We start from the raw sequence: 14463 nt of genomic DNA, 5'->3' as shown, positions 1-14463 counted from the left end.
ACATACATGTTTTGAGATTCAGAACCTCGTTAAACTTTTAATTGTGAATAGAGAAGATTAACTTTACATAAAAGCCTTGACCACCGCAAAATACTCACGGATCATGTTGATCGGTTTCAGGTATCCCGGAGACGGGGCCGAAATGCCGTATTCGGCTGCGTAGCCGTTTTTGGCAGCCAAGTACTTGGAACGGAACATGTGGTAGTCACTGGTGACAATCATGATCTCGGGGTGCTCCAGCCCCGCTTCGTCGATGATTTTTTTGGAAAAGGCCATATTCTCCTGCGTGCTCGTTGACTTGTCTTCCATAATAACCTGGGCTGGCGTAATTCCCTGGTCCACAAGATAGTTTTTCATGGCGAGTGCTTCAGGGATCGACTCCCCTGGCCCCTGGCCTCCGGATACAATGACCGGTGTCTGCGGATGGTTGCGGATATAGTCCAGACTGGCATCCAGCCTCTGCTTCAGTGTTAGTGATAGCTCGGTGCCTCTGATGCCTGACCCCAGGATAATGACATAATCCGCCTGCTCCGGATCATTCGCATTCAGCTGCGTAAATACCAGCGCTTCAATAATGACAAAGGAAACCGCACCAACACTGAACGCCGTTAACAAAATGCGCTTAAGCACCACGTGCTTCTGGTAGTCAATCCGTCGAAGTACGATAAAAGCCACCGTAAGCAGCCCAAACAACATTACCGCGAAATTTCGGCCCCAGAATATCAGAAAAACGACAAAACAGGCTACCAGAACAAGATCAATGATCAGCCCTTTATCTTGAATAAACTTTTTCATTAACCGGGTAACACTCCTTCTTAAACCTGCACCGCTTGCTCTCTACGGATCCCATAATCAGGCTGTTGTATACCAAATAAACAAATGATAATGAATGTTCGTTACGACCCAAATTTGCCCCCAGGCTCCATGGATCGTATGTAAGCAGGTTCATTATGGGGTCCATTACGGCCTTTGAAACTCATCCTTTCACAATCGTGAGCTTTGGCCATTGCTCCTGCCAGCGCTTCTTCTCTACACGCTGGTTGTACTCCAGGACATTCTCGTATAATGGACTGCGGCGAACAGTTAATGCATACAGGTCATCTAATCCATGCGGGGCACAGAACCCAATCTGGTCCTGTTCATCCAACTGGACGCCTATGGCGGTTACGATCTCGGGCCAGTACCGCAGGGCATCTTCTGTAGACTGATAAGGCACTGTGCCATTGCGCAGATGCATTCTCGCCTGGTTTTTCACAGACCACTTGGGATTGTCTGTCGCCTTCCGCAGCTGCTGCTCCAATTGTACATCGCGCCCTTCATTCATGTCCTCGGGATCGAAGTATACCACATCAATATCGCTGTGCAGTTCGCGCCTTGTATATCCATGGAGAAGATCCCAAATGTAATTACGAATATACCCCGCACCGATGTAACACTGAGGCAGCTCAAGACTCCGAACCTGCCGCAAATCTTGCATTAATTTCTCATGTGCCTTAATGGACTGGGTGAATCTCTCTTCAAGCAGCACCTGATCCTCCCCTTACTTCTTTGCTCTTTAGGCCTAAATCTATGACTCTACCTCTTGAAACTCTCTAACTCCAATATACCACGCTTGAGCACGTTCGATAAAATACACAAATCCCCTCAGTCCATACCTTGAAGATCATCTGGACAGATGCTTCATAAGATACGTCTACACTGAGGGGATTTGAAAGATTTATTTGGAATCTTCGACTAGCATAAGCTGCCCGTCTTTTTCCTGAATGGGAATGATAATTGGACGTTCATTCGGATGATCGTTTGGTGCATGGATCGTAAGACACAGCTCCCCTTCGAAGGTACGGAATAACATGCCATGTCCGCCGTTTTCGGTGAATAGCGGTGTATCATCCTGCTTCCATGGACCTTGCGGTTTGCCTGATACCGAGCGGGCCAGACCCAGCGTATAACCGTCTTGTCCTGTTGTGGACCACATCATGACCAGCTCATTATTTTGCATCCGGTACAGAAAAGGACCATCCGTGACATAACGGCTGTGCTGCTCTCCACTTCCGATTGACCATGAAGCTTCAGAAGCCCGGAACAGCAGCAAGGGCTCGCCAATCGTTCCTTTTAGATCCGGTGTCAGTCGGACAGCGTACATCTCGCCATCCTCGACCTGTACCCATTCCTTGCAGAATATCATCCAGGGATCCCCATGATCATCCACGTAGAGCGTGCCGTCCAGGCATTCCCAGTCGGGAGGAGTGAGGGAGCGGCTCCACAATTCGAACGGGCCTTCGGGCTGATCAGCCACCAGCACACCGGTTACCCTTGGGACACGGTCAGCCTTGAAGCTGGCAAACATATAATATCGCCCCTCCCACTCATACACTTCCGGAGCCCAATAATGATGATCAGACCAAAAGTCCGCAGGCGGACGGAAACACGGAATGGGCCCATGCCAAGCCACCAAATCATCGCTCTCATACACATCGAAACCAATCGCTGGACCGTTCCACACATTTTGCCCAATGGAACCGTATAAATAGTATTTCTTGCGGGATGGTAAGGCCAGTATGTAGGGATCACGAAAATGAATATCTTCCAAGCGGTGTACCTTCAATGATTCATCCTCCTTGTGAAAGCGGTTCAATATTCATGAGTATACACTATATATCCAAAAACTGGAATTGAATATTCATCCCCACATGCCAATAAGCAGGATTCCGCCAAAAACGACGATGGAGCAAAGAATCCGCTTTTTCCCCTGCTGCTCTTTCAACAATAAAATGCCGAGGAACGCCGCAAATACCGTTCCCACTTCACGCAAAGGGCCCAGTCTCGCCATGGGGGCCTGCTGTAAAGCAAACAGAAACAGCAGGTACGAACCTGGGTTCAATAGTGCCCCAAGCATAATGGTGGATCGGTTCACTTTCCACTCCTGGCGTAATTGCCGGGAAGCCAGAAGCGCGGGAGTCAGTCCGGCAACAAATCCGATGTTCGTCACCTCAAGCAGCGACAAGGGCGAGATATGCTGCAGGTTCAATTTGTCCACAAATACATAACTGGTCGTACATAACCCTACACATAAAGCCATGAGGACCGGCTTCAATCCCTGTGTACGGGAGCCCTGCCTGGCATCATTTCCTCCTCCTACCCCGCTAAGTACTAGAAATCCACCGAGCATGCAGGCAATCCCGATCCATCCGAACGAAGACAAGGTTTCCCCGAGGAAAATAACACCGATCAAAGGCACCAGCAAGGTACTTGTTCCCCGCATAATTGGATAAATCTGAGACAAGTCACCCAGCTCGTAGGTTTGGGATAACAACCAGGAATATAATGCCTGCAAAGCCATTGACAGAACCAACAGGGCATAAGCCGGCATGGTTAAGGGTTCACGTACCAACTCCACAATGAGTACAGGCAGCAGGATGACAGTAGGAATCATCATGATGGACCACAAAAATACACTTTTATTCAAACTTCGTTTGGTGAACATGCTCCAGACGGCATGAGCCATTCCGGATGCGAGCACCAGTAATATCGGTAAAATCATACGTCATTCGTTCCTCTCTACTTCCCTTGCTCTTTCAAGTCTATTTAGCTGAAGTGTTCTCAGGTTGATGTTCCGGCTGTTCTACGACGAGCGATCCGTCTTCGAGACGAATCCAGGTATTGAAGCTGCGCTGCCCTGCCTTCAGCTGAATGACTCTTCCGCCGCGCAGCATGCCTTCTCTTCCATAGGTATTGTGCCCGCTCGAGCGCCCGTAACAGAGACGAATGCCGTGGAGTTCACCGTGAAAATCATTTACGTGATCATGCCCGCAGAACGTTCCCATCACATCACCCATCTCCAGCAGCGCCGAGAACAGACCAGAGTTGACTTGCGCAGCACAGACGGGTTCGTGCTTGCTGCCGTAACATGTCTTAGTGTCCCACATCACTTGATATTCGGGAATCGGGATATGGAAAAACGCCAAGGCTGGTAGCTTCTCCCCGCGGCTCCGGCCGGGATTCACGCGTGTGGATTCAGACATCAGCCATTGGATCTGATTGGGCTGAACCCAGCCATAACCGGGGATCTCCGGGAACACCGAATAGCTTCCCGAATCAAGAAAATACAACACGGCTGCCGGAGTGCCATTTGCTCCTGCAATCTCATGGGTGTAATTGCCCAGCCCTGCAATTTCTTCGGGACCCGGTTCCGTTACCGTGTGGTGATGTTCCTGAATCACATCCATCAGACCAGCCGGTGTAATGCGATTCTCGGTATCATGGTTACCGTACACAAAGGCCCACGGAATCCCACATTCCTCCACAACAGATACGGCTTCGCAGAAGGCCTGTTCGGGATGCTCGCATGCCTTCTTCCCAGGATCAACAGGACCTGTGTAAATCACATCACCCGTAAATACGACCAGATTCGGCTGCTCTATTTCAATGACCGTTTTCATCAACTGACGGGTACGCAAGTCTTCAGGCCGACCATCTTTCCAATGCAGATCTGTAAACTGAACAATTTTGAACGTTTCATCCGCTTGAAATGCAAGCTGAACTCTCATATTGGTTCCCCCTAATAGTTCGTTATGTACCTATACCACATCATTGTGGTTTTATGTGGTTTTATGTTGATTATTTGATCCGATCTTATCTCCACCTCTTCATCCTGTCAATACATTATTCCGGTCATGCAACAAGCAGACTATAGCTAGAAGTATGAAAATTAACGTAGAATAGAAAAAAGTACGAAATGGAATACGGAGGACATTTTATGTCATTAACCTACGAAGAACGCAGACAGACCATTCTAGCTCAATTGGCAACCCAGGGAAAAGTTCAGGTGCAGCTGCTGGCTGACCACTTTCAGGTATCAACGGAGACCATCCGGCGCGATTTGGACCGGCTTGAAAAGGAAGGCGAATTGCGTAAAGTCTATGGCGGTGCAGTTCGTGTGCGATCAGGGATGATTGAAGCCTCTTTTCAGAAGCGTTCATTACTGCAAATGACCGAGAAACAGCGCATCGGCACTGCTGCAGCCTCAATTATTGAGGATGGGGAAACTGTAATGTTAGACAATGGAACAACCACGCTGGAAATCATGCGTCAGCTGAGAAATCGGTCGCAGATCACGGTTATTACCAACTCTGTGCCCATTCTTGCCTGTGCACTGGAGGATTTCGCAGGAAAGATCATTTTTGCCGGAGGCGATATCAATCCCGCGGTACAAGCCTCAACTGGGCATCTTGCTCATGAATTGTTGAATCAGTTCAAAGTCAACAAAGCATTCATCTCTGCCGGGGGTGTATCGTTAACAGACGGCATCACAGATTATATGCTGGAGGAAGCCCAGATCTCCCGCAAGATGATGGAACGTGCGGAGGAATCTATTCTTGTAGCGGACCATACCAAATTTGGACGTTCCACCTTTGCACAGATCGCACCCCTGGATCAGATTTCCATGGTGATCACGGACGATGGATGTCCCGCAGAGTGGGTAGACACACTGCACGGAATGGAGATCGAAATGGTTCACAGAATTTGACAACCGAATTGGATTGTTATAATTTGGGGTATAATGATCGTTCTATCTGAGCCTAAAGGGAGAGTTTGTAGCTATGAGCAGCAAAAAGGAAATGCTGTTGAACGTCGCGGAAGAATTATTCTATCACCATGGATTTCACTCCATCGGCCTGAAGCGGATTATCACGGATGCAGAGATTGCCATCATGACCTTATATAATCACTTTGATTCCAAGGATCACCTCATCGTGGAAGTTCTCCTTCGGAGAGAACAACGATATCTGGAACAACTGAGACAGTACGCAGATAACAAGGCGCAATCCCTGTTTCTGAATCTAGCTGAAGGGCATGCACGTTGGCTGATGGAGCACGAGTCCCGAGGTTGTATGTTTTTGCGTGCCAAGGAAGAGTTTGGCGGTGATTCGGAACACATGATTGTCCAGACTGTCCATGCACACAAAAAACATGTGATGACTCTGATAAAAAAATTGGATGCATCGATAACGGATCGGGATATGATCCGATTTTTCCTACTCTTGGAGGGCTCCACCGCGCTCGCTGAGACCCAAGATGTGGGTATTGTCTGTCGGGAACTACTTGACATGACTCGAAATAGTTTCAAGTCGTCCCACACCGGGTGAGTTATAGTTCAACTCACTTTTTTATTTCTGCAGAAATATAATGATCGTTCTATCTAAAAAGGCGGTGGATATGTTGAAAAAAATTATTTTTCCCGGGATCGCACTTATTTCGGTATGTTATGCGTTCGGAAGATTCAGTTATGGTCTGTTCATGCCGGAAATTTCGGAATCGCTGCAGCTGGATGATACCCAGTCCGGTGCAATCAATTCGGCTACTTATATTGCCTATTGTCTGTCTTTGATCATTGCACCTTTGATTATTAATCGCATCGGTCACTACCCGGTTATTCATATGGCAGGTATAAGCGCCATACTTGGTTTACTTGGCATCGCCCTTTCTCCAAATGCCTTGGTCCTAACCATAGCCGTATTTCTCGCGGGACTGAGCACAGGCCTGGCTTCTCCTGCCTTGGGTAACACCGTCTATGCGGAACTTCAGCCTGAGCAGCAGGCCAGGGGTAACAGCTGGATTAACACGGGAACAAGCTTCGGCATTATCGTTTCCGGCCCAATTTATCTATTGTTCAGTGAATACTGGCGCTGGTCCTACATTTTTTTCGCCGTTCTTGGTGTTTTGGTTCTACTGTGGAACAGACGCGCTCTTTCTCCACTCAAAACTGAGCCTTGCACCAAATCACTCTGGGCTTGCATGAAACCCACCAGACCTGGTGTAGCTCTGCTTATGGCTTCCCTATTGACAGGCTTTAGTTCTGCGATCTATTGGACGTTCGCGCGAAGCTTTCTGACGGACGAAAAAGGGGCCTCCGATTCGGAAGCCGTATTGTTCTGGATTGTGATGGGTATTTTGGGAATTTTGGGCGGTTGTGCCGGCCGAATTATCGAACGAATTGGAATTGGGCGTTCCTATCATGTCGGTATCCTGCTGCTCGCCATTTCCCTTGGTGTTATTATTCTGCCATCCATGACCGCGAGCCTGACGTCTGCCGTTATGTTCGGAAGCACCTACATCTTCCTGACCAGCGTGTTTATCGTGTGGGCGACCAGACTATTTCGTCCAAATACGTCGATTGGGATTAGCCTTGCCTTTCTTGCGCTGGGTGCAGGACAGTTCTTTGGCTCTTCCATTGCGGGTTACACGATTGATGTGTTCTCCAATACGACAGCATTTATCGCGTTTGCCGTGTTGGGGCTGTTTGGATTGCTGATTCGGGTCAAAGTAGCGGATTGACGTCTAGCAGCTATACGGTCAACACATTCGCGGCACATCGGAAACCGATGTGTCCAGTGGATGTATCCGGTGTGTTGGGAATTCTTGCTGCCACTCGGTAACGGTTGCAGTAGGAGCGATGGCATAGGTAGGAACCCCCTTTTAACACCTTGCGGACTTCATCGTACAATGCAGTGTCAGCCATTGCAGGCTTCTCGTGATTTGTGACGTAGTTGTCCGCACACCATTCCCACACATTGCCTGCCATGTTATACAATCCATACCCGTTTGGTGGAAATGATCTGGATGGAGCCGTACCCGCGTAACCGTCCGCTGCATTGTTTTTGGTTGGGAAAACGCCCTGCCATATGTTGCAGTAGTGCTGGCCTTCAGGTCGCAAGGTATCTCCCCAAGGGTATTTCTTCTGAATCAATCCCCCACGGGCTGCATATTCCCACTCGGCTTCGGTTGGCAACCGTTTACCAGCCCAGTGACAATAGGCGTTAGCATCATTCCAGGAAATATGGATAACCGGATGGTCATCCCTTTCACGGATATGCGTGTCCGGACCCTCAGGGTGTGCCCAATTTGCACCTTCAACCACCCACCACCAGGGCGTTTGCTGAACTACTGTTCGAACTTGTGCTGCCGTTTGCGAATTGACGAACGAATGGAACACAAAGGACCAGCCGAATTGTTCAGCTTCAGTCTGATAGCCTGTCTGCCTTACAAATCGTTCAAACTCAGCATTGGTGACCGTACATGCATCCAGGTAAAAGGAGTCTACCTTGACGTCCCTGACAGGTCCTTCTCCATCAGCTGTAAAGGCCTCGGGGTCATTCGTACCCATCAGGAAACGTCCACTTTCAATTAAGATGCGTCCCGATTCCTTCTCACCAGCCGATGGCGAATCAAGCTCCCTGGAAGCCAAAACCTCCGATGCGCTAAAAGGAACGGTCTTCTCCTTCAACTGCCCGCCTCGACTTGCAGCACAGCAGCAGGATGATGTGCTTTGGCGAAACTGATCATGCATCTGAAACATCTCCTTCCGCAGGATTATGGCCTATTCCTTATTGTACACAGCTGGACGAATATTCGGATACGGAGGTTCTGACATGCCGTCGCCCAGATAATAATCGGTCAGGAGGGATTGCATGTATCCTTTTACAGCCAGGCCATTGCGATAAGCCGGATTATGCGGCAGTGTGTAGATGCGAACGTCAGAAGGTATCGTTGTTGTGTACAGGCGCAGCTCCTTGAAGTCACTTGTTTCGTAGAGAACCTCTTCTCTCCAGTCTCCAAGCAGATCACCATACAGAACAGGAGCATTTCTGGAATTCACACGAACATCATCTGCGGTAAACAGACGTATCGTACCATTCTGATCCCAGTCCCACTTTTCCACAAAATTCTTGTCCAGCAGTTCACCCAGCACATCCCCGTCCCACCAAATTATGAAATTGGTCGAAGGCTGGACTGAACTGATCACTTCGCCGTCCACGTTGTAAATATTGCCTGAGCTGGACCACATCTCAAGCCCGCTGTGCCGAGGATCAATATCGGCCAGTGTCCCCCGTGCAACGTCCTGCGGAAGTTCTCCTGTGCGAATCAGCTCGCCCGTTTTTGCATCGGCATAAAACCAAGGAAATTGATTCACATTTCCGTTCTCGGCCTGCTGAATACCGAATTGTTCCAATCCCGGACGATTCGGGTCGATATCCGCGATATGAAACCGATCGCCATGGACTACACCAGGCAGACTGTATAACGTTTCCCCGTTATCATCCAGTGCCCAGCCGCCAAAGGAAACCTCGTCCTTCCCATCCTCATCGAGATCCAATATGCGAATCTGGTGGAAAAATTCGCCGTCCGCTCCGGCGTGTCTCCAACGCTCGTTCAATGCTCCACCTGTATAGTCATAAGCTGACGTCACATACTGAAAATTGCGGCTGAGTGCACGATTCTTAAGTGCTGTAATCAGGCTGGGATGCTCCCCGTCCAGATAGGCAATGCCAAAGTGGCCGCTGAGTGGACCATCGGCTGCATAATCATTGGCAATGGTTGTGCGTGCTGCCTCTCTACCGGTCAGTCCATCCACAACAGACACATATTGCGCACGCTCTGCTGAAGCAGGGATAACCTTGTCATCAGCAAAGGTTACACCTTCAAAGGTACGCAGCAGCACCTCGGCCTTCCCATCACTATCGAGATCAAACACGGTAATATTATCGTTATCCCGCCACCCGCCAAGTCCTGCAACCCCGAATTCGCTGACGGAAGCAGGTGGTGCGTTATAAGTATCAATGGTTGTAACACTATAGGGACCGAGATCAATCCGCCATAGGAAACCTTCAGTCAGGCTGTACGCCTCCACATATTTGTTGCCCCCATTGACAGGGATCCGGGTCACCACAACTTCGTATTCTCCATCGCCATCCAGATCACCTGGCCAGCCATGCTGCACAAAATAATCGGAAGGATTGGACGTTATGTCTTGCATTGGAATACGGAAGTAATTGCGAATCTCAGGGTCGGCTGCGAGCTCCACCTCTGCATTTTCCCCTTGCAAAGTCCCACTCACGTAAGACTTCACAATATACGTATGACTCTGGGTTACATCTACATCCTCATCTGTGTAGTTCGTTCCTTGGGCAAGTGGCTGATCATTCAGCTTGATCTCTTCGGACCCTGTACGGCGATAAATATCAAATGTAACCTGCCGTGGCTCGGTACCCAGCAGACGCCAGCTAAGATATACATTGTTATCACCCAGATATACGGCAGTAAGACCTCTTCCCAGATCTTCAACCAGGCGCGGCACAGACCCTCCTGCAGCATGTGCCCGAGGTATACTACCTTCCGGTGAAGTTATACCAGACAACACTATCAATCCACCCAAAAGCCAGGTTAACCATACTCTATTTTTTCTTGCTGCAGTCGTTATGGATTTCATCAACGCTTCCCCTCCATTATTTGGATTGACCTACCACTATGCATATCAAAAAAGGCAAAGCCTGCTACCTCCTCCCCATGACCCAGTCGAGTGAGATCGACTGATCTGGTTTAGTGATAATCGCTTTGCCTCCGGCTGCCCGGTCAACAGCTATTTCTATCCAACCTGTTCTTACTTGTACAACGGGATGAATTTTCATTAGGAAATGTCAATGAGTATTAGAGCAACTATTGCTCTCACGACTCTAACGGCTTGGTTCCTCCACGATCGTAGAAAAACGGGCCCTTCGCCCAGCTAACCGCCAGATGCATCAGCAGCTCCGTCTTCAACTGCTCCCTAATGCTGGCATGCTGCTGTTCTTCATACAGATTCGTCCATTCATGCGGATCAGCAGTCAGATGATACAATTCGCCCCTGGTTTCATGCACTCTGGAAGCAGACTCCGCGACAGAACCTTCAATGTACAGAATAAGCTTCCACTCCGCTGTCCGCCACATATAAGCTGGCGCTGAATGGGGCGCCGTTACACCTTTGCCATGAAATTCGCAAAATGTTCCGCGGTGCCGGAGATTACCCAGCAAATCCACCCCCGGTAACATCGGGTTCGCGGCAAGTCCTGCTGCTCGCGTTAACGTCGGTACCAGGTCCACAAGCTCCGCAGGCATCCGGTCCATCGTTCCCCGCTTGTCAGGTGGAATGTAGGTACCCGCCAGAATGAGCGGCACTCTTACGCTGCTGTCATACAGATTATATTTGGTGAAGCGGTACTGCCTCTCTCCCAGCATTTCTCCATGATCCGATACAAATACAATCAGTGCATGGTCCAGCCTTCCCAGTTTCTCCAGCTTCTCCAAAGCCTGTCCAAAATAATGGTCCAGCCAGGAGCAGTTTGCCCAATACCTGAGTGTGGTCCTCCGCCGCTCTTCCGGACTTCGTTCCTCCCACACTCTCTTCTTGTCGAGGTACGCATCACGACTATTGCCATTCAGATCATCCGAAGCTGCCAGATGCGTTGAAGCTTCATCTTCCCATGGCGGCTGAGGAATGTCCGGGATGTCCTCCAGCTTGTAGAGTTCTTCAAACTCCCGAGGTACATTGAATCCCGCATGCGGCTTCAGGAAGGACAGATAAAAAAACAATGGCCTTTCCGGGTCTATTCCCTCATCCAAAAATTGTAGTGCCTGCTCGGCTACCCATCCGTCTCGATGCTGATTCATGGGAATCTGGCTCGTAAGACCCGTGTAGCCGTTGACGTTTTCCTCTCCGCCACCAAAGTCCTTCGTCTCCTGATGGTAAGCTTCAAGCGCTTCAGGATGAGAATCTCCCATCATGGTAGCCCCTTGCTCGTAATGACCGCTCTGCCGGGAGAGGCCGATGGACCTCACTTCGAACCCGCGTGTAGAGGGTTCATCCACGCCTTCGCCATGATTCCAATGGGTTTTCCCGAATCCGGCTGTTTGATACCCTGCTCGCTGCATTAATGCTGGCAGCGGCTCGGAGGGCAATTTGTCTTCCTCAAAGAGACCGCCATAATTCGTGCGAACTCCAAGCTGTGATGGGTAATATCCCATCATCATCGAACTACGGCTTGGTGCACACATGGGAGATTGACATACCGCTTCACGGAACGTAATCCCTTCCGAAGCAAGTCGATCCAGATTCGGCGTATGAATATGTTCGTTAAATGTTCCAATGCAGTCCCATCGCTGTTGATCCGTCATCAGAAAAATAATGTCGGGCTTGACCTGTGACACGTTACATTCCACTCTCCTTAGTCCCGAAGATTAGACGGAGCAGTTGCCCCGAGTATGCTCACGCTGCTTACGAACGTCCTCCCGATATCGACTGGGTGTCGTTCCCTCGCTTTTCTTGAACAAACGGTTAAAATAACTGGGCTGATAACCAACCTGCTCTGCAATTTCATTGATTTTGACGTCTGTGGATTCGAGCAGTACCTTAGCCCGACTGAGTCTCACCTCTGTCAAATAGTCCACAAAATTCTGTCCGAATGCCTGCTTGAATGCCCGGCTTAACGTGTAGGAATGAATTCCGTGAATGTCTGCGAGTTCATCGAGCGATAACGCTTCTGCATACTCTTGTTCCGCATGCTCCTTGATCTGATGCACAGCCATCTGTATCTGCTTCTCCTCCTTGCCAGTGAATTCCTCCACGCAAACATGCACGATTCGTTCCTTGAACCATGAGAATAACTCATCCAGGTCACCAAGCTGCAGCACCTCTTCATACACCGCCAAACCGAATAGCTGTACCGGATCTTCGCCTAACTGCAAAAGGGTGTGTTGGATCCGGGCGAGCAGTTGAAAAACTGCCTGTCTGGCCTGATTCTCTGTAGCTTCTACATGGGCGTAGCTGCCAATGAACAATCGGAAGCGCTCCATGGCTGTTTCCCGATCGCCGTTACGTAAGGCCGAGATGATGTCCTGTTCCAATTCAAGCGGATACGTTCCCTGTTCCTTCCTATCCTGTTCTGCCTTTTCATTCATATCGATGATGCCTGCACTTGAAGAAAACTGCCTTTGCCTCAAAACAGCTCTCGACTCTCTGACCAGCTGCGGTATATGAGAGGCATCGGATGTGATCTTGCTAATGGAGATCGTCATGCGTACATCCAACTCGGACTGCACGGTATCCAACCATCGCTGCCCTACTGCAATGAATCGTTCCCGGAATGCAAGAGCCTCCGGTTGGTCATCTGGAGAAATGGCGAGCAGCAGAGCGATCGACATGTCGTGATAATTGAGTATTTCTGAGGGGTAGGGGAAATCTTCGAGCTGTGTTCCCAAAATCTCGGCTGCTGCCAAACTGATCCATTCTGGTGATTCACTCCGATTGATGTAGCCGCCCTCTTGAAGGGTAACAGCACTCGGACGTATATGAGCCAGCATAATCATGAACTGCTCGTCGTGGAGATTCCATCCCACTTGGGACAGACGTTCCCGCCATTCACGGTCACTGGGTAACAGCAGATGACCTAGCGTCAGCTGGATCAGCAGACTCTCCCTCGCGAGTGGTAGATGTTCCTCCAGCCGCCGCTGGAGGGATTCACGTTCCCGATTCACGCCAATCCAGTGCTGTTCGATATGCTTGATTTCATCCAGCTGCACGGCCGAGCTAGACGATGCCGCTCTATTTGGCCATAAAGTCCGAGCAGGAACAGCAACCTCTTCAGCCTCACCGTTTGCAGTAAATATTCGCAGCAATCTCGTGAATGGCTTGTAGAGCTGTAGCGAACCAACCCATGACAGGAGCAGAGCCAGTAACAATCCACCTCCGTTAATGAGCAGAACGATTCGGGGTACTGACACAATCGGAGCTACAATTTCATTCAACGGAGCCACAGATACGTAAGTCCAATCTGTACCCAATCTGCGAAATGTGCCCGACTGAATCGAATAGGTCATACCCTCGTATTCCATCAGGAAGGAGCTGGGCTTCTCTTCAAGCTTGAGCACATGTTCACGGACAGCTTGATGTAATCCACCCAGATTTTTGTCCTGTGGAAGCAAGGGTACTCCCTGTTCATTCAGCAAAAAGGTCGTCCCGCTCTCATACGGAGACAAGGTTTGCAGCATGCTGCCAAGCTGTTTGTTATCCAAGGTTATAGTTAACGCACCCAGAGCATCGTCACTGCCACTCGGAAGCCGATTCACCATCATCATGGAGGCGCCATCCAAGGAACGGGACCAATAGGTGGCACGCGGCTGTTCAGTCAGGCTGTGATACGTTTCAATTTCCTTAGGGTCGCTCATAAAATCATATCGCTCCGAATCCATCTTCACCGCTCTGGGTTCTTCCAGATACAGTTGAACCTTGCCAATCAGCGTATTGGAATTCTGAATCATCAGGAGCAGTCGATAGAGCTCATGAACCTGCTTGTACTTGTAGACAAAATCAAGCTCCTTCAGGCGGTTATCGAACACCGGATCGAAGGCCCACTGTGAGAAAGTCAGTTCAAGCGCATCCAATTGTTCGCCGACCCATGCGGTGCGTTGTTCAAATTGCCGCAGATGCGTTTGCTGCAAAATATGTTCCATTTTGATAGTAATCCATCCATACAGCAGCACTCCCGTAATGACTCCCGGAATGCAGGCGATCAACAGAATCATCATCAGGCTGCGCCTGAAATAACGCCCTTTGGGCATAGGATCTCGTGTACGCTTGAATAACATCTCGCT

General features: G+C 49.6%; 13 protein-coding genes. 3 read left to right on the top strand and 10 right to left on the bottom strand.

The features are described from left to right. Window positions 1–63: 63 nt before the first annotated feature. From MH144_RS18870 to MH144_RS18850, 5 genes are all read right to left on the bottom strand, one after another. A complete protein-coding gene (locus tag MH144_RS18870) occupies window positions 64–795 on the bottom strand; it encodes a YdcF family protein (RefSeq protein WP_239302838.1) in 732 nt (243 codons plus the stop codon). A gap of 181 nt (window positions 796–976) precedes the next feature. Next, window positions 977–1528 (bottom strand): nucleotidyltransferase family protein, encoded by a 552-nt coding sequence (locus MH144_RS18865; protein ID WP_343226069.1) that lies wholly within the window; start codon window positions 1526–1528, stop codon window positions 977–979. A 189-nt stretch (window positions 1529–1717) separates the two neighbouring features. After that, a complete protein-coding gene (locus MH144_RS18860; RefSeq protein WP_239302836.1) occupies window positions 1718–2605 on the bottom strand; it encodes a glycoside hydrolase family 43 protein in 888 nt (295 codons plus the stop codon). A gap of 75 nt (window positions 2606–2680) precedes the next feature. After that, complete coding sequence (locus MH144_RS18855) at window positions 2681–3541, bottom strand: EamA family transporter (RefSeq protein WP_239302834.1); 861 nt, start codon at window positions 3539–3541, stop codon at window positions 2681–2683. Window positions 3542–3581: 40 nt separating this feature from the next. Continuing rightward, window positions 3582–4547 (bottom strand): metallophosphoesterase family protein, encoded by a 966-nt coding sequence (locus tag MH144_RS18850; RefSeq protein ID WP_239302829.1) that lies wholly within the window; start codon window positions 4545–4547, stop codon window positions 3582–3584. A gap of 209 nt (window positions 4548–4756) precedes the next feature. On the opposite strand from MH144_RS18850, the gene MH144_RS18845 reads away from it, so the two are divergent. The 3 genes from MH144_RS18845 (at window position 4757) to MH144_RS18835 (ending at window position 7335) form a co-directional block, all read left to right on the top strand. Then, the gene (locus MH144_RS18845; protein ID WP_239302827.1) at window positions 4757–5527 is read left to right on the top strand and encodes a DeoR/GlpR family DNA-binding transcription regulator; all 771 of its coding nucleotides are present in this window, start codon (window positions 4757–4759) and stop codon (window positions 5525–5527) included. A 73-nt stretch (window positions 5528–5600) separates the two neighbouring features. Continuing rightward, entirely contained in the window at window positions 5601–6146 is a 546-nt protein-coding gene (locus MH144_RS18840; protein WP_239302825.1) for a TetR/AcrR family transcriptional regulator, read from the top strand. A 73-nt stretch (window positions 6147–6219) separates the two neighbouring features. Continuing rightward, on the top strand, window positions 6220–7335 hold the full coding sequence (locus tag MH144_RS18835; RefSeq protein WP_239302824.1) for an MFS transporter: 1116 nt from the start codon (window positions 6220–6222) through the stop codon (window positions 7333–7335). 10 nt (window positions 7336–7345) lie between these two features. Here the strand turns inward: MH144_RS18835 and MH144_RS18830 are convergent, their stop codons facing one another. The 5 genes from MH144_RS18830 to MH144_RS18815 form a co-directional block, all read right to left on the bottom strand. Further along, the gene (locus tag MH144_RS18830) at window positions 7346–8347 is read right to left on the bottom strand and encodes a formylglycine-generating enzyme family protein (RefSeq protein ID WP_239302820.1); all 1002 of its coding nucleotides are present in this window, start codon (window positions 8345–8347) and stop codon (window positions 7346–7348) included. A 30-nt stretch (window positions 8348–8377) separates the two neighbouring features. After that, the gene (locus tag MH144_RS18825; protein ID WP_239303591.1) at window positions 8378–10267 is read right to left on the bottom strand and encodes a rhamnogalacturonan lyase family protein; all 1890 of its coding nucleotides are present in this window, start codon (window positions 10265–10267) and stop codon (window positions 8378–8380) included. A gap of 64 nt (window positions 10268–10331) precedes the next feature. Next, window positions 10332–10466: a hypothetical protein gene (locus tag MH144_RS30830; RefSeq protein ID WP_275440191.1), complete on the bottom strand. Its 135-nt coding sequence runs from the start codon at window positions 10464–10466 to the stop codon at window positions 10332–10334. Window positions 10467–10503: 37 nt separating this feature from the next. Continuing rightward, the gene (locus MH144_RS18820; RefSeq protein WP_239302818.1) at window positions 10504–12021 is read right to left on the bottom strand and encodes a sulfatase family protein; all 1518 of its coding nucleotides are present in this window, start codon (window positions 12019–12021) and stop codon (window positions 10504–10506) included. Between the two features lie 30 nt (window positions 12022–12051). After that, complete coding sequence (locus MH144_RS18815) at window positions 12052–14457, bottom strand: AraC family transcriptional regulator (RefSeq protein ID WP_239302809.1); 2406 nt, start codon at window positions 14455–14457, stop codon at window positions 12052–12054. Window positions 14458–14463: the final 6 nt, after the last annotated feature.

Source organism: Paenibacillus sp. ACRRY (assembly GCF_022346995.1).
GTDB lineage: Bacteria > Bacillota > Bacilli > Paenibacillales > Paenibacillaceae > Paenibacillus.
This window is presented reverse-complemented; position numbering and strand designations above follow the sequence as displayed.

Coding starts and splice junctions, on each gene's coding strand:
- MH144_RS18870 (WP_239302838.1), bottom strand. CDS start 795: ATGAAAAAGTTTATTCAAGATAAAGGGCTGATCATTGATCTTGTTCTG.
- MH144_RS18855 (WP_239302834.1), bottom strand. CDS start 3,541: ATGATTTTACCGATATTACTGGTGCTCGCATCCGGAATGGCTCATGCC.
- MH144_RS18850 (WP_239302829.1), bottom strand. CDS start 4,547: ATGAGAGTTCAGCTTGCATTTCAAGCGGATGAAACGTTCAAAATTGTT.
- MH144_RS18845 (WP_239302827.1), top strand. CDS start 4,757: ATGTCATTAACCTACGAAGAACGCAGACAGACCATTCTAGCTCAATTG.
- MH144_RS18840 (WP_239302825.1), top strand. CDS start 5,601: ATGAGCAGCAAAAAGGAAATGCTGTTGAACGTCGCGGAAGAATTATTC.
- MH144_RS18830 (WP_239302820.1), bottom strand. CDS start 8,347: ATGCATGATCAGTTTCGCCAAAGCACATCATCCTGCTGCTGTGCTGCA.
- MH144_RS18825 (WP_239303591.1), bottom strand. CDS start 10,267: ATGAAATCCATAACGACTGCAGCAAGAAAAAATAGAGTATGGTTAACC.
- MH144_RS30830 (WP_275440191.1), bottom strand. CDS start 10,466: ATGAAAATTCATCCCGTTGTACAAGTAAGAACAGGTTGGATAGAAATA.
- MH144_RS18815 (WP_239302809.1), bottom strand. CDS start 14,457: ATGTTATTCAAGCGTACACGAGATCCTATGCCCAAAGGGCGTTATTTC.